Below are 23,849 nucleotides of genomic sequence, written 5' to 3' on the forward strand. Positions count from 1 at the left end.
ATCTACGGCCTGCCGCCCCAGGAGATGGAATTCGTGCGCTTATATGGCGACGAAGTCGGCCGTGTTGAAATCATGAAGGTGGATGGCCAAAAAATTGTGCGCACCGAGAAAGAAGTGGAAGTGGAACACTCCGGCATGGCCCAGCCTAAAACCAATGAGCCCGAGCCTGCACTGGGCGAAGCCGGACAGCCCGGCGCCCCGTCGTTGCGCCGTCCTGGTGAAGCTCTGCCCAACGACAGCGATGACCAGCAACAGGTAGTACACAAGACCATTGGGCTGCCTCATCCTACACAGGGACCGGTACCGGGCTCCGATATCCCTGAGCCGCAAACACCGCAACCCCAACCACAGCAGCAACCACCACCACTGCCTCACTTTTTGAACTGACGACGCATGTTGGTGGTGGAAGGGTGTGTGAGAACTACCGTGGAAGAGCACGGCTTTCAGCCGTACGTTAAGGGCCACAAAAAAACCTGGGCTTTAGCCCCGGCATATAAATGCCATCTTTGCACACCCCCGCTCCTCAGCTTAAACTTAAATTGTGAAGATAGCCCTAGGACAAATTAATCCCACGGTTGGCGATTTCTCCGGCAACGCGCAAAAAATCATTGATTACTCCCGCCAAGCGCTCACCGCCGGGGCCGGCCTGATCGTTTTTCCCGAAATGAGTGTCTGCGGATACCCAGCGCGCGATTGGGTTGAAAAACCAGCCTTTGTTGCCAAGAGCCGGGAGACTGTCGAGCGCATTGCCTCTGAGACGCAGGGCATCGCCGTGATTTGCGGTTTGGTGACACCTACCAATTCCGATACCGGTAAAACCGTCATGAACTCAGCCGCGTTTTTGCGGAACGGCAAGGTAGAGTTCGTTCAATCGAAGATGCTGCTGCCCACCTACGATGTCTTTGATGAGCTGCGCAACTTCGCTCCTGCACGCGAACAATCTCTGCTTCAGTTCTGCGGCAGACAGATCGCCCTGACCATCTGTGAAGATGCCTGGAACGACAAACAATTCTGGAACCGGCAGTTGTACCGGGTGGATCCGGTCGAGCAACTCATGCGTGCCGGCGGAAATTTTGTTTTGAACATTTCAGCTTCGCCGTTCTGGGTAGGGAAGCGCGAGTTGCGCTGCAAGATGCTGCAAGCCATTGCGCGCGAGTATAAGTCGCCGGTTGCCATGGTGAACCAGGTGGGCGGCAACGATCAACTAATTTTTGATGGATCGAGTCTTGTCATCGGCCCCGATGGCGCCGTCATTGCGCAGGCCAAATCCTTTGAAGAAGACTTGATTTTCTTCGATCCCAACACTTCGTCGGGAGATCATCACGAGCAGATCGAAGGCATCGAGGCCAGTGCCCATGCAGCGCTCGTTTTGGGAGTCCGCGATTACGTCCGCAAGTGCGGCTTCCAGCGTGTCATCATCGGTCTGAGCGGAGGCATTGATTCCGCGCTTACCGCCGCTATCGCAGTGGAAGCTCTGGGACCGGAAAATGTGATGGGCGTGGGCATGCCTAGCGCCTACTCGTCGCAGGGCAGCATCGATGATAGCCGCGAGCTTGCAGCCAACCTTGGCATCCGTTTTGAAGTGTTGCCGATAAGCAGCATCTTTAATGCATTTCGTGAAACACTCAAGCCCCTGTTTGCTGGACGTCCGGAAGATGTGACCGAAGAGAATATTCAGGCTCGCATCCGTGGAAACCTGCTGATGGCTCTCTCCAATAAATTTGGATCGCTGGTGCTGAGCACGGGAAACAAGTCTGAGATCGCGGTAGGATACTGCACGCTCTACGGAGATATGGCCGGCGGTCTGGACGTTCTCGCCGACGTCCCCAAGACGATGGTGTATCGTCTCTCTCATTACGTTAACTCGCGCCGTTTGGTCATCCCCAAATCTACGCTGGAAAAGCCGCCCTCAGCCGAGCTGCGGCCTGACCAGAAAGACAGCGATGCGCTGCCGGCATACGATGTTCTGGACGCAATCCTCGAAGACTATATTGAAGACAACAAAACTGCCGCCCAGATTGCCGAAGCACATAAGTTCGATATCAAGTTTGTGCAGAAGATCATCAGCATGGTTGAGCGCAACGAGTTTAAGCGCCAGCAGGCCGCCCCCACGCTCAAGATTTCAGAAAAGGCTTTTGGTTTAGGACGCCGTTTCCCAATTGCAGCCAAAATTCAGATATAAAAATAAAACCAGTACAATCACAATATGGCTTCATCTACAGAAAAAAGCAGCCGTGCGCTGAGTGGAAAGTCTGTGTTAATCACCGGCGCTGCCAAGCGCATTGGCCGCACTTGTGCTCTGGCCATAGCGGAAGCTGGCGCGGATGTGGCGATTACCTACCTGCGCTCGCGTACCGAGGCGCAAAAAACGGCGCGAGAAATTGCTCAGCATGGCGTGCGTGCACTGGCCATACGGTGCGACGTCCGCGAAGAAAGCAGCGTGAAAGCGGCGGTCAAAGAAGTAATTGTGGAACTCGGCCGGCTCGACGTGCTGGTTAACAACGCCGCTTTTTATGAGACTGCCGAAGTTGACGAGATTACTATCGAGCAATGGGACAACATGTTTGCCACCAACACGCGTGGCCCCTTTTTGTTTTCCCGTGCAGCGGCGCCCGAATTGCGCAAGCGCCGTGGACGCATCATTAATATTGGCTCGCTCGGCGGGCTGCGTCCCTGGACCTCGCACGCGCACTACTGCGAGTCGAAGGCTGCTCTGCATATGCAGACCCGCGTCCTGGCCAAGTCATTTGCGCCAAACATCGCCGTAAACTGCGTCGCCCCCGGATTAATTGATTCCGGCGAAGAAAGTTCCAACGCCTTTATGAAAAAGATGGCAGTCAAGACTCCCATGCGCCGCAACGGCACTGCGGCCGACGTCGCCGCTGCGGTGCTAATGATGGCACTCGCCCCGCACTTCGTTACGGGACAAATTCTCGCCGTGGATGGTGGTTTGGAGTTGGTGTGAGGTCAGAAGCCGATATCTGAGCGCAAGTAGAGACGTAGCATGCTACGTCTCTACGCAATGGCTAGTACTCTATCGTCCGCTCGATTGCACTCATGATCTTCTCAACCGATGGCATGTAGAACTTCTCCAGCGGCGCGGCAAAGGGAATTGCGGGGACATCAGGTGCGGTCACGCGTGCGATGGGGGCATCGAGGCAATCGAAGGCTTCTTCCGCAACGATGGCTGAAATCTCCGAACCAATGCCGAGCGTGCGGTGATCTTCCTGCACGATCACCAGCCGGCTGGTTTTCGCCACCGATTCCAGGAAGCTGTCTTTATCAATCGGAGACAGCGTGCGCAGGTCAATCACTTCCACGCTCACGCCTTTTTCCTGCATTTTTTCCGCCGCCTGCAGAGTGAGCTGCATGGTGTAGCCGTAAGAAACTGCGGTGACATCTTTGCCCTCGCGGCGCACAATGGCCTTTCCAATGGGCACAACGAAGTCGTCTTCGGGAATCTCTTCTTTCATCGAGCGGTAGAGCTTCTTGTGCTCAAAATAAATTACGGGATTGTCGTCGCGGATCGCGGCTTTCAGCAACCCCTTGGCGTCGTACGGAGTCGAGGGCGCCAGCACAATCAGCCCGGGCTCGTGGATGAACCATGTTGTATTGGTCTGCGAGTGATACAGCCCACCGCTTACGCCTCCGCCATAACAGACGCGCAGCGTGATCGGGCATGTCTGCGTGCCGGCGCTGCGATAGCGTAGCTTGGCGGCCTGTTGTGTAAGGGCGTCCATGGCTGGCGTGATGAAATCGGAAAATTGAATTTCCGGCACCGGCCTCATGCCCACCATGGCCGCGCCGATGGAAGAGCTGACAATAATGCCTTCCGCCAGCGGAGAATCAATCACCCGCTCCGGGCCAAACTCCTCGAGCAGACCTTTGGTCGCTTTGAAGGCGCCGCCCATGACGCCCACGTCTTCGCCGATGATGTACACGCGCTCATCGCGCCGCATCTCTTCCGTCAGGGCGGTGTTGATCGCGTCAATATAAGTCGAAAGTGCCATTTTGTATGAGTTCCTTATTATTTTTACTTATTCGCGGGTGTGGTTGCCGAACTGGTCCAGGTCTTGCGATTCAGCTCGCGCTCGCGGATGCTGAAGCTGTACACATGGTCCAAACACTCTTCCGGCTCGGCGTAAGGTGACTTCTCGGCAAACTCCACCGCTTCATCAATTTCTTGGTTGAACTGCTGCAGCAGCTCTTCCTTCCACGAATCGGACCAGAGGTTATGCTTGGCCAGATAGCGTTCCATAAAGGGAATAGGATCTCTGGATTTCCAGTACTCGATTTCCTCAGGTGGGCGATAGGTGCCGGGATCAATCATGGAGTGGCCGTACCAGCGGTAAGTCTTGCATTCAATCAGGGTCGGTCCGCCTCCGGTACGGGCTCGATGGATGGCCTCGCGGGCGACCCGGTAAACAGCCACGACGTCGTTGCCATCCACCGTAATTCCGGGGAAGCCGTAGGCCTGGGCCTTGATGCTCAGGTCTTCCACCGCTGTCTGCTGCTTCAGGCTCACCGACTCCGCCCATAAATTATTCTGCACGATGTAAACAATGGGCAGCTTGTACACTCCGGCAAAATTCAGCGCCTCATGCCAGAATCCGAGACTGGTTGATCCGTCGCCGGAAAGCGCCATCACAATGTTGGGCTTCTTCTGCATCTTGTAAGCGTGGGCAATGCCGGTACCGATGTTCAGTTGCGCCGCAATGGTTGAAGATGGAGTGATGACATTCAGCGGGGCGTAGCCGCAGTGCGCCGGTGACGAGCGTCCCTGGTCGGGGCTGGTTTTGCGCGCATATAGTTGTGCGTATAAAAACTTGAGCGGCGTGCCTTTCAGGATGTGGGAGCTGAAATCTCGATGAGAGGGGGCGATATAGTCGGCTTCTTCCAGGTCAATAGTAGTGCCGACTGTGGTGGCTTCCTGCCCCACCGCGGGATAATAGTTCCCGGAATATCGGCCTTGCTTGAAAAGAGTGCGCGCCTTTTCTTCGACCGTACGGCACTTCAGCATGTAGGAATACAAACGCTTCAGAATTTCCGGACTCAGCGGAGCGGCGCCGTTGCCGCTTCGAGAGTTAGGTTCGGTTTCGAGCGCCAGGGGGCGCTCCTTGGTCTTGGTAGCCATATTGATTGATTTGCCTCGAAGCTATTATTTTAACTCATTCCCTGAAACTGAGACAAAACCGCCATCGCAGATAGTGGTACGGTTTGAGTTCGCTAAGAACTAAGATTCAATACTTTGTTCATCCGATGCAAGCTTTTTTGGGGTAGAAGCGGTAACGCGCAGCTTTTGCTGGCGGACGGCAACCTGTTCCGCCGTGGCGGCAACAGGTCACTGGTAACTAATCACTTTTCAACAAAAATGTGGATAAGCTTGTGGAAAAGGACGGAATATCGCAACCAAGTGAAGACAGGTCAAGCTTTTTTGCTCTTTGCACATCTTTGGGTGAAACTAAAGTACGAAACCTATGCCGGGCAAAATCCGCATTGATAAATTACTTTTCGAGCGTGGCATCACGCCTTCGCGCGAGCGAGCGCAGGCCCTGGTTCTTGCCGGTAAGGTGATGGTCAACCAGCAGAAGGTCACCAAGCCGGGCACATCCGTTGCCGCCGATGCCGAGATCAGGCTTCTGGGAGAAGACCAGCGCTACGTCAGCCGCGGAGGCATCAAATTAGAAGAGGCCCTCCGCCACTGGCAGATTGAGGTAAACGGTAAAGTCTGCCTGGATATCGGCGCTTCCACCGGAGGTTTCACCGATTGTCTCCTGCAGCACGGCGCCGCTCGTGTCATCGCGATTGACACCGGCTACGGACAAATAGATGTTCGCCTGCGTAGCGATCCGCGCGTTCGTCTCCTGGAGCGCACCAACGCGCGTTATCTTACGCAAGAACAGGTTGGAGAAAGTGCAACCTTCGCCGCCATGGATGTATCCTTTATCTCTGCTACACTCGTTCTCCCCGCGGTTGTGAATGCGGCCCATCCCAGTGAGCTGGTGGTCTTGGTGAAGCCGCAGTTCGAAGTTGGACGCGAGCAGGTAGGCAAGGGCGGGATCGTTCGCAACCAGCAGGCTCGCCATGCCGCGGTTGAAAAAGTGAAGAACGCGGTCTCGGAATTGGGCGGCGCTGAGATCGAAGTGATCGAATCGCCAATTCTCGGCGCGGAAGGAAATCAGGAATTTTTATTACATGCGCGATTTTAACCAGGGAGCCACAACAAATTTGAGCACTGCAAAAAAGGTCGCGATCATCTCCAAGCCCGGCAAGCCAGAGCTGGCCGCCATTCTTCCAACTCTGCTGCAATGGCTGCGGGCGCACGAATACGAAGCGCTCATAGATACTCATACATCCGTGCACCTGAAGGGTTGTAAGCTGGTCGAGCGCGAAGAAATTGCAGCGCAGAACCCCACTTTTGTGATTGTCTTAGGCGGAGACGGCACATTGCTTGCAGCCGCTCGCGCTCTAGCTCACGCCAAGATACCAATCCTCGGCGTGAATCTGGGCTCCCTTGGATTTCTCACCGAAGTTGCTTTGGAAGATCTTTACCCCACGCTGGAAGCTGTCCATGAGAACCGCTGTGGTACGGAGCGGCGCACCATGTTGCATTGCCAACTCATGCGCTCGGGTAAATGCATTGCCGAGTACAGCGCGCTGAACGATGTAGTTGCGGGCAAGGGCACCATCGCGCGTATGGCCGATTTTGATCTGTTTATGAACGGGGTTTTCATCAGCAATTACAAAGCCGACGGCCTGATCCTTTCAACCCCGACAGGTTCCACGGCCTATTCGCTCGCTTCTGGAGGTCCCATCCTCGCGCCCGATGTGGATGGATTCGTGATTACTCCAGTCTCTCCGCATTCACTCACGAATCGTCCCTTGGTGGTGCGTGATAGCGGACAATTTGAAATCGTGGTGAAGACCACTCCTGCGGAATCTTATTTAACCGTGGATGGACAGGTAGGCACGCACCTGCGCGCCGGCGACCGCGTGACCTGTAAAAAATCTGACGATCATGTAATCCTGCTGCGCCTGAAAAACAAAAATTTCTTTGACGTACTGCGCACCAAGTTGAAATGGGGAGAACGCTGAAAATTATTGTTAACAAAAGAGGCATCCTATAAAGCGTCTCAAGGAGCTTTCAGCTAAAGGCCTAAAAGCTAAGAGCTAACAGCTAAATATGAAAAGCATCCATAATCTCCAATTCTTTCTTTGTATATTTCTCCTCATGGCTGCTTCCGGTCTTCACGCGCAAACCCAGCCCGCTGCCAGCCTTATCATCACCAACGCAAAAGTTTGGACCGTAGATAAGCAGCATCCCACAGCCGAGGCGGTTGCCGTTGTCGCCGACCGCATCGTCGCCGTGGGCAGCAACGCGGAAATTGACCGATGGCGCGGTCCGCAGACAAAAATTCTGGACGCCGCCGGCAAACTTCTGCTCCCTGGATTTAATGACGCCCACGTACATTTTGTGGATGGCGGCGCCCAGCTTGACCAGGTGCAGTTGAGCGACGCCACTTCTGAACAGGAGTTTGTGAACCGCATTGCGGCTCAGGTGAAGAAGACGGGGAAGGACGAGTGGATATTAGGCGGTGATTGGGACGAAACCCGGTGGAGCCCGGCTGAGCTTCCCACCCACAGTTCCATTGATTCCGTCAGTCCTGATACGCCGGTTTTCATCAACCGTCATGACGGACACATGGCGCTGGCCAATTCATTGGCGATGAAATTAGCTGGCGTTACTGCTAAAACTCCAGATATTCCCGGCGGCGTCATCGTGCGCGATGCCGATGGCAATCCCACCGGAATCTTCAAAGACGCCGCCATGCAGTACATCCGCAAAGCCATTCCTGCCATGACGCGTGAGCAGCGTCTGCGCGCGATCAAGCGCGCCATGGACTACGCCGCCTCGGTTGGAGTTACCAGCGTGCAGCACATGAACCCTCCCTACGAGGACGTGGCCGCCTACTCCGAATTGGCCGAGCGCGGCGAGTTGACCACCCGCATCTATGCAGCGCCCATGGAAACCGGCTGGGAAGACTTTGCCAAGATCGGTCTCCGCCACGCCTGGGGTTCAAGTTATCTCAGGCTGGGCGCGATCAAGGGATATGCCGACGGCTCCCTCGGCTCCAGGACCGCATATATGTTTGAGGGCTTTACCAACGATCCTAAGAACCATGGAATCCTCTCCGGCGAAATGCACCCTGTGGAAGCGATGCGTGACCGGCTGACCAAAGCCGATGCTGCCGGGCTGCAGATTTGTACGCATGCTATTGGCGACCAGGCGATCTCCATCGTGCTCGATATGTATGACCACATCACAAAAACCAACGGCGAACGTGACCGCCGCTTGCGCGTTGAACATGCGCAACACATGGCCGCAAAAGATTTTGACCGCTTTGCGAAACTGAAAGTCATAGCTTCTGTGCAACCCTACCAGGCAATTGATGATGGCCGCTGGGCTGAGCCGTTCCTGGGCCACGACCGCGCCAGCCGTACTTATGCTTTTCGCACCTTTCTCGATCATGGTGTGCGCCTCGCCTTCGGAACAGATTGGGACGTAGTGCCGCTTGATCCAATTCTTACGGTCTACGCCGCCGTGACTCGGTCGACGCTCGATGGCAAGCATCCCGATGGATGGTTCCCCGAGCAGAAGCTGACTGTTGCTGAAGCCGTGGATGCCTACACCATGGGCTCAGCATACGCAGAATTTCAGGAAAAAGAAAAAGGATCAATCACACCCGGCAAACTCGCCGACATGGTGATTTTGAGTGATGACATTTTCAAGATTCGCCCAGAGCTGATCCGCAACGTGAAGGTGGAAACCACAATCGTCGGCGGAAAAGTTATCTACGGCGGCCCACCCGCACAGTAAACGACTAGAACTGGGTCGGCAAACGAACTCTTCCTCCCCCTTAGTGATAAATCCCCGGCGCCTCGTGTCCGAGTTTCTGTACATACTCGACATACGACCCCGGATACACCTGGGGATCGCGGTCCGTGCCGCTCTCACCTCCCAGCTCCAGGACGCGTGAGCCCAGACCTCGCAGAAACATGCGGTCGTGGGAGACGAAGATCATGGTGCCTTCAAAGTCTTTGAGTGCTTCGACGAGCATCTCCTTGGTGGCCAGGTCGAGGTGGTTGGTGGGCTCATCGAGCACAAGAAAGTTTGGCGGGTTGTAAAGCATGCGGGCTATGGCGAGCCGCGATCTTTCGCCGCCCGAGAGCGCCCGGATTTTCTTCTCCACATCGTCTCCCGAAAACTGGAACGCTCCGGCGAGCGTGCGTAGCGAGCCCAGGCTGTCTTGGGGAAAATCTCTCTGCAGTTGTTCGATGATGGTCAGGTCGGGATCGAGCACGTCGAGCGATTGCTGCGCAAAATATCCCATGTTGAGGCTGGCCCCCAGCCTGACGCTCCCGGCATCCGGCGTAGTCGCGCCGGCAATCATCTTGAGCAGGGTAGTCTTGCCCGCGCCGTTTCTGCCCATCACCGCCCAACGTTCTCCGCGGCGGATAATGAGATTAAAGCCCTCGTAGATCACGCGCTCGCCGTAGCGCTTGTGCAGGTTCTCGATAATCGCCACCTGCTCGCCCGAGCGCGGCGGAATACGAAACTCGAACTTCACCACCTGCCGTTTCTTCGGCAGCTCGATCTTCTCGATCTTATCCAGCGCCTTGATGCGGCTCTGCACCTGGGCTGCTTTGGCCGCGTGGGTCCGGAAGCGGTCAATAAATCGCTGCTCTTTGGCCAGCATGGATTGTTGCCGCGCGAACGCCGCCTGCTGGTTGGTCTCGCGGATGGCGCGCTCGCGCTCGTAAAAGTCGTAATTACCGGAGTAGACGATGATCTCACCCGAATCTATCTCGGCAATCTTGGAGACCAGACGGTTCATGAACTCGCGGTCGTGCGAGGTCATGAGCAGTGCGCCCGGGAATGACTTGAGAAACTGCTCCAGCCAGATGATGGACTCGATATCCAGGTGGTTGGTGGGTTCATCCATCAGCAGCACATCGGGCCGTCCGAGCAATACGCGCGCCAGCGCAACGCGCATCTTCCAACCGCCGGAGAGTGCGCCCACATCGCCGTCAATCTGGTCATCCTTGAAGCCCAGGCCATGCAGCACCTCGCGGGCTTGCGCCTCGAGCGCATAGCCGTTGAGATGCTCGTATTCCTCTTGTACTTCGCCAAAGCGCGCCAGAATGCGGTCCATATCATCGGCTCTTTCGGGGTCCGCCATCGCCCGATGCAGATCCTCGAGTTCGTGGTGAAGATCGCCGACTCGCCCACTGCCGGCGATGGCCTCATCGAGGACCGAGCGGCCCTTCATTTCCTCCACATCTTGACGAAAGTAGCCGATCGTTACCTTCTTGGGAACCGAGACCTCACCTTCATCGGGGGTCTCCTCACCAACGACCATGCGGAAGAGGGTCGTTTTGCCGGCGCCGTTGGGGCCGACCAGACCGACCTTCTCGCCAGGGTTCAACTGAAAGGAAGCGTCAACAAAGACCAACTGTTTACCATACTGCTTATTAATATTCGAAAAAGAGATCATCCGAAAACAAAACTACCAGAATTCAACCGGGTTGTCGTGCATAGGGCTAAATGATCTAAAATTCATCTGCTGCTTAAATTAGTTGGCCCAATAGTTAATAAAAGGAGTCCGCACACTCTCATGCACCGCCTCGTCCCATTCCTTCTTGCTCTCTCGATTGCCGTCTCCCCATTTGCCCAAGCCCAAAACCAAGACAAAGACCAATCGAAAGACCTGCCAACCTCATGGGTTGACAAAGATACCGGCCATCGCCTCCTCCGTCTCACCAACGAGCCGGGCTCTTCGGGCTTCTATTTCAACGTCAACGCCTACACCCCCGATGGCAAACAGATGGTCTATAGCGCGCCCGACGGCATCCACGTTCTTGACCTTGCTACCCTCAAAACCCGCCTGCTCGTTCCCAACCCGCCACGTCCGGCTGACGCCACCCCTGGCACCAGAAGCAACTTCCGCAACGGCGTGCATGCCATCGTCGTCGGCAGAAAAACTAACTCTGTCTTCTTTTCGAAGTTCGATGTGGCCACCAGATTAAGCACGATCTACAAGGCCGACATATCCACAGGTGAAGTGACGAAACTCGTCACGCTTCCTCCGCGCGCCAGCGTTGTGACCATCAACGCGGATGAGACACTAGGCGCCGGCACTTATACCGAAACCGAGGAGGGCGCTGCGCAAGAATACAATCGTCCGCAGATTGCTCTGCCTGCATCTGGCGTAGAGAACGCTCAGCCACAGGCCGGTAACCTTCTCCAGCCCGAGGGCAAGGGAGCGATGATGGAGCGCCGCCTGGCCGCACGCATCCCGCTCGTCCTCTATACCATTAACCTTGAGACCGGCAAGGTCACTATTCTCCTTCACTCCACCGATTGGGTTAATCACCTGCTCTTTTCTCCCACCGATCCGGCTTTGCTCATGTATTGCCACGAAGGCCCCTGGCAAAAAGTTGACCGTATCTGGATGATCCATACCGACGGCACGCAAAACGTACTCATCCACAAGCGCAACATGGCGATGGAAATCGCCGGCCACGAGTTCTGGGGTCTCGATGGCAAGACCATCTGGTATGACTGGCAGTACCCCAAGGGCGAAGACTTCTTTCTCGCCGGCTACAATCTTGAAACCCACAAGCGGGTTGCCTACCATATGCAGCGCAACGAGTGGTCCATTCACTTCAACCTCACCCAGGGCGAGACCCTGTTTACCGGCGACGGCGGCGACCCAGGCCAGGTAGCAAAGGCCCCTGATGGCGAGTGGATCGAACTCTTCCACCCTCAGATGCTCAACGTCTCCGGCATTAACGGGCCTGACTCTTGGCAACCCGGAGTCTTTCACTCCGAACACCTTGTCAACATGTCTCACCACAACTATCGCCTTGAGCCCAACGTCCGCTTCTCGCCCGATAAGAAGCTCGTGATCTTCACCAGCAACATGTTTGGCCCCAGCTACGTTTTCGGCGTTGAAGTCGAGAAGGCCACCGATCCAAAGGCCTCTGACATCCGTTCCACGCCGGATCTCGCAGCTCAGTTCTCGCTCGCCAAACCACCTCCCACGCCCAACGATAAGTAAACGCATGGGCAGTATTCGGATGCGTGACATAGTGCACGCGCTCGCACGGAGGGATATACTATGCGACGGCTTGCAGGCATAACTGCAACACACCAGGGGGCAAATTATGGCGACGAATCGGCGTGACTTCATCAAAACAACGGGGAAAGCAATAACCGTGGGCGCGGCTACGCTTGCGCTGGGTGGGAAGATACTCGGGGCGAACGATCGTGTTCGCGTGGCGGTTTGCGGGGTGCGAGGCCGCGGCAACGACCACATCCACGGGCTGGCGCGTCTTCCCGGAACAGAGATTGCCGCGCTTTGCGATGTGGATGAAAGCGTGTTGAACCAGCGCCTCGGCGATGTAGAGAAGCTGGGGTCGGCCAGGCCAAAAGGCTACGGTGATGTTCGCAAGCTGCTTGAGGATAAAGATATTGACGCCATCACAATCGCCGCGCCCAATCACTGGCACTCGCTCATGGCCATCTGGGCCTGCCAGGCGGGGAAAGACGTGTACGTGGAAAAGCCCTGCTCGCATAATTTTTTTGAAGGCAGGCAACTGGTACGTGCGGTAAAGAAGTACAACCGAATTTGCCAGCACGGCAGCCAGGCCAGATCCAGCCCATCTACGCAGGAAGCCATTCAGCGGCTGCGCGACGGTACGATCGGCGATGTTTACCTGGCCCGCGCGCTTTGCTACAAGTGGCGGCAATCCATCGGGCGCACTTCGGTGGAACCTGTTCCCGCCGGGGTCAACTATGATCTATGGACCGGCCCCGCCCCGCTGAAGCCGTTTACCCGCAATCGCTTTCACTACAACTGGCATTGGATCTGGGATACAGGCAACGGCGAAGTCGGCAACCAGGCAATCCACGAAATTGATATTGCGCGCTGGGGCTTGGGTGTGCGCTTCCCGGTGTCTGTCTCCGCCATGGGCGGACACTTTATGTTCGATGACGACCAGGAGACACCCAACGTCCTGAATGCTACCTTCTATTTCGATGGTCCGGACGGCAAGGGCAGGATGATGGAACTCGAAATCCGGCACTGGATCACCAATCACGAGGCGGAGATTGGCAGCGGTGCTTACGGGGCCAGTGGTGTGCCTGCCGCGGGATTGAGCGCCGGATCAACCAAAAAGTCTGGCAGCGCACAATCCCTGGGGCCCAAGGATGCAAGGACGAACACCATCGGCAACCTCTTCTATGGATCCAACGGCTATCTTGCCATCGAAGGCTACGATGCCTACAAGACTTGGGTAACCGATCAGGTCGAACCCGGGCCCTCCGGCAGGGGTGCTGGCGACCACTTTGCAAATTTCATTGATTGCGTTCGCAGCCGCCGCGTCGAAAATATTCATTGCCCGATCGAAGAAGGCCATCTCTCGACGACACTGGTGCATCTGGCCAATGCTTCGTACCGTCTGGGACGTACGCTGCGATTCGATCCCGTGCAGGAGCAGGTCATTGGAGACGATGAAGCCAACCGTCTCCTGCGCGGCAGTTATCGCGCACCGTATGTTGTGCCCGAGGAGATTTGAGCTGCTGATCCGCGTCCAAGGCGGACTTTCGGAAGATTGTGGGCCCCCCACTTGCTAGCAAGTAGGGGGAGTGCCCAAAAACGCGTCTGACCCGCGTCATTACTGGTGAAAATCGATCTGGTGTGGGGGACTAGCTGCTAGTAGCGGTCCTCAGTTGTCAGTCCTCGGTTGTCAGTCCTCAGCAAATCAACCGCAAAAGGCTTTCGCCACGGATTGACGCGAACAGAGGCAGATTTTCGGAAGTATTACTCCCCCACCCCCCATTACTTGGAGTAGTCCAAGCATTGATAAATCACTATAATTCAATGACATACAGAGAGGGCGGAGTAGTTCTCAAATAGGCATTCGTAAGCTCCATTAAAGACAGCTCCAAGTTGCAAGTTCCAAGGTCCAAGGTCAAATACAGTACTCAGTTGTCAGTACTCAGAAAAAACAACTGCAAAACCTTTCGCCACGGATTAACATGGATCAACACGGATTTTCGGACGATTTGGGGGAACCCCATCCCACTTGCCAGCAGGTGTTTTTGAGTACCAAAATACGTCTGACCCGCGTCAACACTGGCGAAAATCGGTTCGGAGCGGGTGACTTGCTGGCGGTCCTCAGTCCTCGGAATCCCGAGTCGCACAGAATTTTCAAAGAACTAAAGGGTTTATGAAACCCCGCATTCTTAAATGCTGTTAAACACACTTCCATGCCAATGATGGCCCGCGATTTCCAGGAAATCAATGATTTGATGCCAGATTGGTGCCACTTTAACCGGTCGTGGCCGTTTTCGCCAGGCGCGCCTGGGTAGCGTCGTAGCTCTCGCCATAAATCGACGGCACTTTGGCGCCCATGGGCCGCAGGTATACCGAAAGCTGTCCACGATGGTGGATCGTATGGTTCAGGCTGACCTGGACATAGCCCACGGCCGGAAGTTGGAACAGGCCGCGAAAATCAATGAGTTTAGCCAATTGCTCACCACTGAGCTGCTCTATCGGTTGCAGGTTCTCGGCAAACATCGCATCAAACCAAGCGGCAATCTCGGCGGAGTTGCGGACGGAGTCAGGCCGCGGGATCGGGCTGAAGTCAAAGGCTCCCGTACAAATGCCGCGCAGGAAACGCTTTTCAGCGGCAACAATGTGCCAGGCCAACTCCAAGGCACTCTTGGAAACGGCATCCGGGCGATAATCGCCTTTATCCAAAGGAATAGCTTCAATCACCTTCTTGGTGACGCTGTGCTCGGTCTTGAGCGTAGGTAGCGCACGACCCAGCAGAAACTTGGCTTGATCAGGTGTGATTTGTGGAGAGGACATGATTGGATTTCCTTTCAGTTGTCCGAACCATTTTACCGCAGAGAAATAATTGGTGATGAGTCCCCGCCGCAAGCGTCATGCAACGGGATTTTAAATCCGCGACAATCCGCGTAATCCGCGGTAGGCTTTTGCTACCCCTCCAGCGCCAACAAATCCTTAACCGACTCTCTCTTCCGTACCACTTTGACTTTTTTCCCATCCACCAATAATTCAATCGGCCTGGGACGCGAATTGTAATTCGAAGCCAGCGACATGCCATAAGCCCCGGCGTCGAGAATTGCCAGCAGATCGCCTTCCTGCAGGGTGGGCATCTCGCGGTCACGCGCAAAAAAGTCTCCGGTCTCGCAGATCGGGCCCACGACATCAATTTTTGCTGTGACTGTTTCTTCGCGGCTTTCGACGGGAACGATATCGTGGTGCGCTTTGTATAGCGAAGGGCGCAACAGATCGTTCATGGCTGCATCTACGATGGCAAAACGTTTTTCGCCGTTCTGCTTCAGGTAGAGGACGCGGGTAAGCAGCACCCCAGCCGGCGCCACGATCGAACGCCCCGGCTCAAGTAACAGGTGAACTTTCAATTCATGCAACGGCCGCAGCAGCGATTGTGCATAGGCCGCCGCCGTTGCCGCCAGGTCTTCTTGTGAGTGGTGATAGGGAATTCCCAAGCCGCCGCCGGCATCAATGTATCGGATGGCATGCCCGGCCCCGATCAGCTCGCGCGCCAGGTCGGCAACGCGTCCCATGGTTGCTGCGAAGGGCTGCACGCTGGTAATTTGCGATCCAATATGTACGCTGATGCCGCGAACCTCCAGCCAGCGCTGCTCTGCGGCCAGTGAATACAGGTAAAGCGCCTCCTCTATGGGCACACCGAATTTGTGTTCGTGCAATCCCGTGGAAATATAAGGATGCGTCTCTGCCACCACATCGGGATTAACGCGAAACGCCACCGGCGCTTTCTTCCTGGCGCGGCGGGCGCGCTCGGCCAGCAGGAGCATCTCGCTTTCGCTTTCCAGGTTGAACATCAGGATGCCCGCGCGCAGCGCCGCGTCCATCTCATCTGCGGTTTTGCCCACGCCTGAGAAAACCGTGCTCTGGGCCGCCCGCTTTCCCACGCGCAGTACCCGCTCCAGTTCGCCTCCCGAGACCACGTCAAATCCCGAGCCCATTTTGTACAAAAGGCGCAGCAGGGAAAGGTTAGAGTTCGCCTTGACCGAGTAACAGATGGTATGCGGAGCGCCTTTAAAGGCCCTGTCCATGGCCGCAAAACGCACACGGACGGTCTGCGCCGAGTAAACATAAGCCGGTGTGCCGAAGCGTGCGGCAATTTTAGCCAGCGGCGTGTGCTCGCAATGGAGCTCGAAAGTCTTGCTGGTTTTGCGATAGAGAAAAGCCGGTTGTCGGGCGATGAGGTTCGAGGGTTCAGGCATGGGATGGGTTAGGAATTCATAAGCTGTTTTAAGCCTTGGTCAACTTGATCTTCCAAATGTCATAAAGACGCGTGCAATGCCTGCTGGACCTCGGTACGCTCCATTTTGCCCGGCAAAGCAGGATCTACATAGTCTTTGTGGAGGATATCTATTTGTCCCCATCTATCTTATCGCAGGCTCGATATGAACTGGTGGGCCAATGGTTTTGGAGGGACACGATTTCAGAACTTCACGCCTCTTTCGCGGCCTTCGTTTTCTTCTTGGAATGCGCCGCTTCTTTCGCCTTGATCACCAGCACGGTTTGATCATCAAAGGTGGCGACTCCATCCGCATGTTGGTTCACCACCTGGAAAATAATCTCCAGGATGTCTTCCGCCGAGCGCTCCCAGTTTTCGCCCACCAGCTTTTCCACGCGTGGGCGGCCCATGGTTTCGCCGGCATAGTTGGTGGCATCAACAATACCATCGCTCAGCAAAACGCACACATCGCCTGGGGCGAGGGGTAACAGGAATTCTTCATACTCGGCGTCTTCAAAAAACCCCAGCGGCAGTCCTGTTGCCTGCACAATTTCAACCACGCCCTTCTTGCACAGGATAGGCCTCGGCATGCCCGAATTGGCCACCTGCAGGGTCCGGTCATTTTCATCCCAAATAGCGTACAGCATGGCCACGAATTGCGCTTCGATGCGACGTTCAATGAGGGCGGAGTTAAGCAAAGTCAGCATCTCGGCTGCATCCGGTTCATCGGCCGCGCTGGAACGCAGCAGTCCGCTGACCAGCGCGGCGTACAGCGCGGCACGCACTCCCTTGCCGCTTACATCAGCCGTGGCGATCCCCGTGCGTCCACCCATATAAGTGATGAAGTCGTACATATCGCCACCGACGGCGTGCGCCGGCACATAGCGAGCGGCAAACTCAACTCCTTTAAGCACCGGACAACTGGAAGGCAACAACCCGAACTGTAGCTCGCGTGCTGTGGCCAAGTCTTGCTCGATGCGCTGTTCTTCTTTGGCGAGCTGTTGATACAGCCGCGCATTTTCGATGGCAATGGCCACCTGTGCCGCCAGCGTGCTGATGGTTTTGCGATGGTCATCGGTGAAATATCCGCGGCGCGTGTGCTCCAGGTCAAGCACTCCAATCACGCTGCCTTTGTAAATCAGCGGCACGCACAGCTCGGAGCGGGTTTCCGGGTTAAGCTGGATGTAGCGTTCATCCTTTTGCACGTCCGACACCAGTACTGCAGTTTTCTCTCGCGCCGCGTAACCCACCAGGCCGGTGCCGATTGGGATATCGTGCTTCAGCGGCACATTTTCTTTATAGCGGACGCTGAAGCGGTGCTCCAGCTTGGTCTGGGTCTGGTCGAGCAGCAGGATACTGAACATCTGGTAATCAATCAGCCGGGTCAACAGCTCAGCGATGCGCCGCAAAAGCTCATCGAGATTGAGAATTGAAGTCAGCTCCTGGCTGATTTCATTGAGCACGGTGAGCGTCTGTGCCTGGCGTGAGACGCGGGTATAGAGCCGCGCATTTTCAATGCCCGCGGCGATGCGGGAAGCGATTAATGTAAGCAGGCGGCGGTGCTCTTCGTTAAAGTAACCGGCCTCGCGGGCCTCCACGTCAATGACCCCTACGACGCGATTTTTTACGATGAGCGGGACTGCCAGCTCCGAGCGCTGCCCCTTGACCACTCCGATGTAGCGGCTCTCTTTGGAGATATCGTCAACCAGCACCGCCTCGCGCCGTTGCGCAGCCAGCCCCGTCACGCCTTCACCCACCTTGATGCGGGTTCGTTCCTTGGTCTCTTGGGAGTGGCCGATGGCAAAGCGCATGCGCATCTCCTGCGTTTTCTCGTTGAGCAGCAGGATGCTGAAGACTTCGTAATCAATCACCCGCCGGGTCAACTCGGCCGTGCGCGTGAGCAAAGTATCGAGGTCGAGCGTGGTATTGACCACCTCGGCCACCTCGACCAGAAAGGTTTCCATATTGAGCACACCAGCGGGCGAGGCGCCGGCAGGGTTGATTTGGCTGGTGGTTCCGCTCAGAGGCTTGCTCCCAGTTGTTGCATGATCTCGACGCCGCTGCTGGTGCCAATGCGGTTGGCGCCAGCCTTTACCATGGCGGCCACGGCGGTTGCGGTGCGGATGCCGCCCGAGGCCTTCACTCCGGCGCGGCTTCCCACCACTCCGCGCATAAGTGCGACGTCATCTATGGTCGCGCCCGCGCCATTCAACCCGGTCGAGGTCTTGACGAAATCCGCACCTGCAGCAACCGCCAGCTCGCAGGCAAGAATTTTTTCGTCTACGGTGAGGAAGCAGGTTTCAAGGATCACCTTCAGCAGCGCACCCGCGCCGTGCGCCACCTCCGCGACTGCGCGGATATCATTTTCAACCAGCACGCGGTCTTTGGCCTTGATTGCCGGGATGTTGATGACCATGTCCAGCTCCTGCGCACCCACGCGCACCAAGTCGGCGGCTTCGGCGCGTTTGCTGCTGGTGAGGTTGGCGCCCAGAGGGAAGCCCACGGTTGATCCCGTCTTGACTGGGCTGGAGTGCAGCGCCGAAGCAACCATGGCAACATGCGTAGGGTTTACAAAAACTGAGGCGAACCCGAAGTGCAGCGCCTCCTGGCAAAGTGTGACGACCTGTTCGCGGGTAACGTTTGGCCTGATGAGGGAGTGATCAATAAGTCGTGCAACTTCGCCCCAGTCTGAAAGATTGACTTTTTCCAGAGGGTTCGCAATCAGAGTACTGGACATCGAAGAAATTGTAGCACCACTCCATGAGAATTCTTTTAAGTCAAAAAAGGGTTCTTCTTGCTCGCAAGCCGCGTGCGCGGTCGCGATCATCGGATATTCATGCTGCAAGATCTCCTCGGCAACAGTAATTCCAAGTAAGCCGGACAGGCGATCTATTTCAACGAGGTCGCTGTTCTGGTCCTCAAAAAACCACCTGCTCGCAATGGAGGCATTTAACCAAGGATCATTTCTAATGCCGTTGAGCCGATCCCGGCTGTCCTCTGCAACTCCTATTCCAAAGACTTGATTTGCAGGACTAGCGAAACGGGCGCGGCTGTCGTTTTTGCGTCTACCTTGTCCGGCTCGGCTTTCAAGCGCCAACCTTCATCCTGCGCTTCCATCGTCATCTGGTAGCGCGAATTCTCTCCCGTGAAGAACCACATCTCGTCGCGGGTGTCTGTTTCCCCGCTGTCATTCTTCATGATGTTTTCATTGAATCGGAGGTTCGAGTAGCACGCCGACAGCTCCGTCTTCATACGGTCGTACTGGGGTTTTATCTCCGCCATGGTTTTAGCCCGACGCACCTCGCAGAGGTAGAACATATGCTTTCCGCCGCCGGAGACGGGCGGATGGACCTTGCACGCGGATTGCGCATCCGGCTGGAGCTTCCCTTCGTACTCGCCCGCCGCGTCCGGCTTCAGCGAACGGATCGTGGCGTATTCGGTTGTCCTGGCAGCCAATACCTTTTCGACGAAGCGGCAGAGCGGTACCGTTGCCGACATCTCCTTTGCCGCCGCTGTTTTTGGCTCCTCGGGTGCGGGAGCCGTATCTGTAACGGACAACTCTACATCCACTCCCGGCTTGCCGGAAGGCTGCCGGCTGACCAGTTCGGCGATGAGTCCAATATCAGACAGGTCGAGTTTCACTTCAAAGCCGGGTTGCTGCAAGCTCAATTCCCAAACCTCTTCGCGCTTGCTTTCTTCGCCTTCTCGGTGCTCCTCGAAGGTTCCGTTGGGAAAGCAGGCGCGCAACTCCGCGGCAGCATTTTCGTAGACGGGCTTGGAATCAGGCAGGGTACGGAGAGGACCCAACTGGCAGGTGTAGCCCGGCGGTATTTCATCTTTCTTGCCGCGCCGCAAGTACAACGTGCATACCGTATCGCTGTCCGGACTCTGCGTGCCCTTGAATATCGTGGGTTTCTCTCCAGGTGTGACGGGCAGGACCGTGTCCTGTTCACCCTTGAAGCTGTTAAACTCCTCCGGCGCGGCTGCCACCAGCTTCTTCACGAACGCGCAGAACGGAGTTTGCGGGGCACTTTCCGTCTTCTTCTCTGGTGTACTTTTTCTATGTGCGGGCTTTGCTGTTTGGGCATGCAGCATTGTGTGGGCCCCCGCCAGCATGGCAATTGTCGCCAGTGCAACCCTGACTCGACTACTTTTCATCGACCTCTCCTTTTTATCCTGGTTTACCCTGGAATAATGGGCGGTCCGTTCCGCGGAGTTGTTTCACAAGCCGTGATCATAATCCCACGGATAAAGACTTTCAAACTGCTAAGACCGCTGAACCATACCTGTTGGTTTAACGCATTTCCGGCGAAAGAATGCAGATATCGGGCAGATTGCGGTAGCGTTCTGCGTAATCCATGCCGTAGCCGACCACGAAGAAATCTTCGATGGTGAATCCCAGGTAGTCAGCCTGCACCGGCTGCACGCGGCGCGAAGGTTTATCGAGCAAGGCGGCAATGCGCAGCGAGCGCGGCTGGTGCGCCGAGATCAGTTTTTTTAGATAGTTCAGCGTCAGGCCGGTGTCGAGAATGTCTTCCACCAGAATTACATTCTTGCTCTGCAGGGATTCATCGATGTCCTTCGTCAGCCGCACCTCGCCGCTGCTTTTTGTTCCTTTGCCGTAGCTGGAGACGGCGAGAAAGTCGAAGCTGGCCTCCACGGTCAGTGAGCGCGCCAGATCGCTCAGAAAAATCGCGGCGCCTTTGAGCACGCCCAGCAACAGCACCGGCTCGTCGCGGAAGTCGCGGCTGATCTCCGCGCCCATGGTGGCTACGCGGTTGGCAATTTGTTCGTGGGAAAAAAGAAGCTGAAGTCCCGTGGCAAAGGGGGGTACGCTCATGGCAATAGATTATCAGTGAATCTCAAAACAGTCCTTAGTCCGACGGGATGAAGCTCTTAGCTCTTAGCTTTTAGCCAAGTACAAAAGCCTCACCGCAGAGGACGCGGAGTTACGCAGAGGTTTTGAAGGAGCTCTCAGTTCTCAGAAAGCTCTCTTGCTCGAAACTGGAAACTTGAAAACTTGAGGTGCTATTTCTTGTCTCCCCCGTGTGGCTGATACTCCGGTACTCCCAGTTGCCAAAACAGGAACGCAATCTCATCCGCCAGTTCCACGTCGCGCTGCGATTTCGTTGATCCTAACCCGTGTCCCGCGTCATAATCCACGCGCAACAATACAGGTTTGCCGCTCGACGTATCTGCTTGCAACCGCGCCGCCATCTTGGCCGCTTGCCACGGCGCCACCCGCGGATCGTTGGCTCCCGTCGTCAGCAGCACCGCCGGATACGCCGTCTCCGGCTTCACGTGCACATATGCGTCCATGGCATAGAGTCCCTTAAACCCATCCCGCTCTTTCACCGTTCCGAATTCGGGAATGTTCGCCGGTCCGCTGGCCATCAGCTCCGATCGCAGGGAATCGGAATCGCCCACGCGAATCAGCGCCGCTCCAAACAAATCAGGTCTCTGCGTGATTGCTCCACCAATTGTGACGCCACCCGCGCTGGTTCCTTCGCCGGCCAGGTGCGCCGCTGACGTATATTTATGCTCGATCAGGTATTGCGCACCAGCCAGCATGTCGTCAATGGTGTGCTGCTTGGTCAGCTTCTGTCCAGCTTGGTGCCAATCTTCTCCGTATTCTCCGCCGCCGCGCACATGCGCCACGGCGTAGACCCCACCCTTCTCAAAGAAGGCCAGCAGCGTCGGCCGGAACGCGGGATCTATCGTAATGCCATACGCTCCATAACCTTCCAGCCAAGTTGGATGCGATCCATCCAGCGCCATGTCTTTTTTATGGATAATTGACAGCGGCACCATCGTTCCGTCCGCGCTCTTGGCCTTCACCTCTTCCGACACAATTTGTGAGTAATCCACTGGGGAGGGCGGCACCAATCCTGTATCGGTGAGCTTGCCTGACTTTGCATCCAGCAAGTACCACAGCGGCGACTTGGTCCACGACACCAGCTCCAGCCATGCGCCCGGCGCCGTCGGATTCGTGTATAGCAACTGGATCGCGCCGTCGAATGGCAGCTTCACCGATTCCACTCCACCTTTGCCGTAGCTCAGCTTACGCAGCCGTCCAATGCCACCATCCAGATCTTGTATGTAGACTCCGTCGGATGCGGCGGCAACGTTCACCACCACAACCTCACTCGCCGGCACGACCACTGCTGCGTGCGCTAGATCAGGAGTCTCCATGCTTGTCCGCAGTACCTTGAATCGTGGCGCACCTTTGTGAGACAGAAGGTAAATGTCGTCGCCGTGGACATCGAAGCCGATCACGTCATCGTTCTCATCCGCAATCTTTTTCCACGAGGTCTTTGCCTCCAGGTTGCCATCAAGCCGGGTCGCGTAGATATCAAATTCGCGTTTCACTCCGTGGATTACCGCCGCCACCAGGTATTTGGGCGCTCCCGGCGAATACGCTACAAAGGGAAAATCGTCTTCCAGCACTTTCACGTTCGGGCTTGCGTCATACCCGAAGACCAGCGGTTCGCTTTCTGGATCGCCTCCCAGCGCATGGCGGTACACACGCAGCTTCTGGTACTTCGCGGTCGGCGGCGCATCCGCGCCCAGCTTTTGTGTCCGCGTGTAAAAAAATGATTTGCCATCCGGCAGCCACGAGGGAGAGCCGAATTGCGCCCGGTCAATCGTATCCGGCAGCACGCGCGCCGTCTCGCTTTCGATGACGTGCAGAACGCTCTCTTCTGAGCCTCCCAGAGAAATTCCGTAGGCCACGTATTTGCCATCGGGCGACGGCTGAAAATAATCAATGGAATAATGTTTCCCATCGGCCGTCGTCAGCTTCTCGGGATCCACCAGCAACCGCTCTGCTGCACTCAGGCTGTCGCGCACGTAAAGTTTGCGATTGTCCCAACCAGGCTCCACTTTGTAATAGAAGTAACGTCCACCCCACACTTGCAGGCCTGACACCACAGCGCCAGCATTGTCCAGCGCCTTGATCCGGTCCAGTAACTTGTCCCGGCCTGGGATGGCAGCCAGCATGGTTCGCGTGTGGTCATTCTGCGCCTTCATCCATGCCACAACTTCTGGGTCTGACGTGTTCTCCAGCCACCGGTAGGGATCAACTACTTTTGTTCCGAAGTAATCATCCGTGACGTTCCGTACCGGAGTGGTTGGCAACTCCTGGGCAATCGCCAAGCCGGAAATCCACAAGCAGCACTGCACCAGAGCAAGCGTGAAATATTTCATAAGTGACAACTTCCTTTAGGTTTGAAAATCGCAGACATTCTATAGCAATTGGACGCGCAGCATCCAAATCGGAAAGCGGTTGATTTATCTATGTGCACAAACCGGGCGCCAAGGAAACGATGCAAGTTTAACTGAAAGACTGAGGACCGAGGACTGACACCTAAGGACTGCTTTCATCGTTCTTTCTTTTTTTCAATCAACAACGGGCTCGGCGTGGTTACATGCAACAGCGCTTGCGCATTGCCCTGATTGATCGCGAT

At 56.0% G+C, this 23,849-nt stretch carries 18 protein-coding genes; 8 read left to right on the top strand and 10 right to left on the bottom strand.

The genetic code is table 11. From position 1 onward, the window contains the following. From VK738_05115 to VK738_05125, 3 genes are all read left to right on the top strand, one after another. The coding region (locus VK738_05115; GenBank protein HTD22010.1) for a hypothetical protein at window positions 1-387 on the top strand (387 nt) is incomplete at its 5' end. 154 nt (window positions 388-541) lie between these two features. After that, entirely contained in the window at window positions 542-2,182 is a 1,641-nt protein-coding gene (locus VK738_05120) for an NAD+ synthase (protein ID HTD22011.1), read from the top strand. 24 nt (window positions 2,183-2,206) lie between these two features. Then, window positions 2,207-2,965, top strand: coding sequence for an SDR family oxidoreductase (locus tag VK738_05125; protein HTD22012.1), 759 nt, complete (start codon window positions 2,207-2,209; stop codon window positions 2,963-2,965). A gap of 61 nt (window positions 2,966-3,026) precedes the next feature. On the opposite strand, the gene VK738_05130 is transcribed toward VK738_05125, so the two are convergent. Continuing rightward, a complete protein-coding gene (locus VK738_05130) occupies window positions 3,027-4,010 on the bottom strand; it encodes an alpha-ketoacid dehydrogenase subunit beta (protein ID HTD22013.1) in 984 nt (327 codons plus the stop codon). Between the two features lie 23 nt (window positions 4,011-4,033). Continuing rightward, complete coding sequence (locus VK738_05135; protein ID HTD22014.1) at window positions 4,034-5,134, bottom strand: thiamine pyrophosphate-dependent dehydrogenase E1 component subunit alpha; 1,101 nt, start codon at window positions 5,132-5,134, stop codon at window positions 4,034-4,036. Window positions 5,135-5,477: 343 nt separating this feature from the next. Between VK738_05135 and VK738_05140 the strand changes: the two genes are divergently transcribed. From VK738_05140 to VK738_05150, 3 genes are all read left to right on the top strand, one after another. After that, window positions 5,478-6,209, top strand: coding sequence for a TlyA family RNA methyltransferase (locus tag VK738_05140; protein ID HTD22015.1), 732 nt, complete (start codon window positions 5,478-5,480; stop codon window positions 6,207-6,209). A 19-nt stretch (window positions 6,210-6,228) separates the two neighbouring features. After that, window positions 6,229-7,095, top strand: coding sequence for an NAD(+)/NADH kinase (locus tag VK738_05145; GenBank protein HTD22016.1), 867 nt, complete (start codon window positions 6,229-6,231; stop codon window positions 7,093-7,095). Window positions 7,096-7,231: 136 nt separating this feature from the next. Further along, entirely contained in the window at window positions 7,232-8,878 is a 1,647-nt protein-coding gene (locus VK738_05150) for an amidohydrolase (protein HTD22017.1), read from the top strand. Between the two features lie 40 nt (window positions 8,879-8,918). Here the strand turns inward: VK738_05150 and VK738_05155 are convergent, their stop codons facing one another. Next, entirely contained in the window at window positions 8,919-10,556 is a 1,638-nt protein-coding gene (locus VK738_05155) for an ABC-F family ATP-binding cassette domain-containing protein (protein ID HTD22018.1), read from the bottom strand. A 120-nt stretch (window positions 10,557-10,676) separates the two neighbouring features. Between VK738_05155 and VK738_05160 the strand changes: the two genes are divergently transcribed. Further along, window positions 10,677-12,122, top strand: a complete 1,446-nt coding sequence (locus tag VK738_05160) for an oligogalacturonate lyase family protein (protein ID HTD22019.1) — start codon at window positions 10,677-10,679, stop codon at window positions 12,120-12,122. 106 nt (window positions 12,123-12,228) lie between these two features. Then, on the top strand, window positions 12,229-13,641 hold the full coding sequence (locus VK738_05165; GenBank protein HTD22020.1) for a Gfo/Idh/MocA family oxidoreductase: 1,413 nt from the start codon (window positions 12,229-12,231) through the stop codon (window positions 13,639-13,641). A gap of 755 nt (window positions 13,642-14,396) precedes the next feature. Here VK738_05165 and VK738_05170 read toward each other — a convergent pair. The 7 genes from VK738_05170 to VK738_05200 form a co-directional block, all read right to left on the bottom strand. Next, window positions 14,397-14,939 (bottom strand): DinB family protein, encoded by a 543-nt coding sequence (locus VK738_05170; GenBank protein ID HTD22021.1) that lies wholly within the window; start codon window positions 14,937-14,939, stop codon window positions 14,397-14,399. A gap of 131 nt (window positions 14,940-15,070) precedes the next feature. After that, entirely contained in the window at window positions 15,071-16,366 is a 1,296-nt protein-coding gene (lysA, locus tag VK738_05175; protein HTD22022.1) for a diaminopimelate decarboxylase, read from the bottom strand. 229 nt (window positions 16,367-16,595) lie between these two features. Beyond that, the gene (locus VK738_05180) at window positions 16,596-18,347 is read right to left on the bottom strand and encodes a GAF domain-containing protein (GenBank protein ID HTD22023.1); all 1,752 of its coding nucleotides are present in this window, start codon (window positions 18,345-18,347) and stop codon (window positions 16,596-16,598) included. 56 nt (window positions 18,348-18,403) lie between these two features. Continuing rightward, window positions 18,404-19,120, bottom strand: coding sequence for a deoxyribose-phosphate aldolase (gene deoC, locus VK738_05185; protein HTD22024.1), 717 nt, complete (start codon window positions 19,118-19,120; stop codon window positions 18,404-18,406). Window positions 19,121-19,389: 269 nt separating this feature from the next. Further along, window positions 19,390-20,541 carry a hypothetical protein gene (locus VK738_05190; GenBank protein HTD22025.1) on the bottom strand — a complete coding sequence of 384 codons (1,152 nt, stop codon included), beginning with the start codon at window positions 20,539-20,541 and terminating at the stop codon, window positions 19,390-19,392. Between the two features lie 136 nt (window positions 20,542-20,677). Next, a complete protein-coding gene (hpt, locus tag VK738_05195; protein ID HTD22026.1) occupies window positions 20,678-21,223 on the bottom strand; it encodes a hypoxanthine phosphoribosyltransferase in 546 nt (181 codons plus the stop codon). Window positions 21,224-21,411: 188 nt separating this feature from the next. Further along, on the bottom strand, window positions 21,412-23,589 hold the full coding sequence (locus tag VK738_05200; protein HTD22027.1) for a prolyl oligopeptidase family serine peptidase: 2,178 nt from the start codon (window positions 23,587-23,589) through the stop codon (window positions 21,412-21,414). Window positions 23,590-23,849: the final 260 nt, after the last annotated feature.

Source organism: Terriglobales bacterium (genome assembly GCA_035487355.1).
Classification (GTDB): domain Bacteria; phylum Acidobacteriota; class Terriglobia; order Terriglobales; family Acidobacteriaceae; genus QIAW01.

Coding starts and splice junctions, on each gene's coding strand:
- VK738_05125 (HTD22012.1), top strand. CDS start 2,207: ATGGCTTCATCTACAGAAAAAAGCAGCCGTGCGCTGAGTGGAAAGTCT.
- VK738_05130 (HTD22013.1), bottom strand. CDS start 4,010: ATGGCACTTTCGACTTATATTGACGCGATCAACACCGCCCTGACGGAA.
- VK738_05135 (HTD22014.1), bottom strand. CDS start 5,134: ATGGCTACCAAGACCAAGGAGCGCCCCCTGGCGCTCGAAACCGAACCT.
- VK738_05140 (HTD22015.1), top strand. CDS start 5,478: ATGCCGGGCAAAATCCGCATTGATAAATTACTTTTCGAGCGTGGCATC.
- VK738_05150 (HTD22017.1), top strand. CDS start 7,232: ATGGCTGCTTCCGGTCTTCACGCGCAAACCCAGCCCGCTGCCAGCCTT.
- VK738_05155 (HTD22018.1), bottom strand. CDS start 10,556: ATGATCTCTTTTTCGAATATTAATAAGCAGTATGGTAAACAGTTGGTC.
- VK738_05160 (HTD22019.1), top strand. CDS start 10,677: ATGCACCGCCTCGTCCCATTCCTTCTTGCTCTCTCGATTGCCGTCTCC.
- VK738_05165 (HTD22020.1), top strand. CDS start 12,229: ATGGCGACGAATCGGCGTGACTTCATCAAAACAACGGGGAAAGCAATA.
- VK738_05170 (HTD22021.1), bottom strand. CDS start 14,939: ATGTCCTCTCCACAAATCACACCTGATCAAGCCAAGTTTCTGCTGGGT.
- lysA (HTD22022.1), bottom strand. CDS start 16,366: ATGCCTGAACCCTCGAACCTCATCGCCCGACAACCGGCTTTTCTCTAT.
- VK738_05180 (HTD22023.1), bottom strand. CDS start 18,347: ATGGAAACCTTTCTGGTCGAGGTGGCCGAGGTGGTCAATACCACGCTC.
- deoC (HTD22024.1), bottom strand. CDS start 19,120: ATGTCCAGTACTCTGATTGCGAACCCTCTGGAAAAAGTCAATCTTTCA.
- VK738_05190 (HTD22025.1), bottom strand. CDS start 20,541: ATGAAAAGTAGTCGAGTCAGGGTTGCACTGGCGACAATTGCCATGCTG.
- hpt (HTD22026.1), bottom strand. CDS start 21,223: ATGAGCGTACCCCCCTTTGCCACGGGACTTCAGCTTCTTTTTTCCCAC.
- VK738_05200 (HTD22027.1), bottom strand. CDS start 23,589: ATGAAATATTTCACGCTTGCTCTGGTGCAGTGCTGCTTGTGGATTTCC.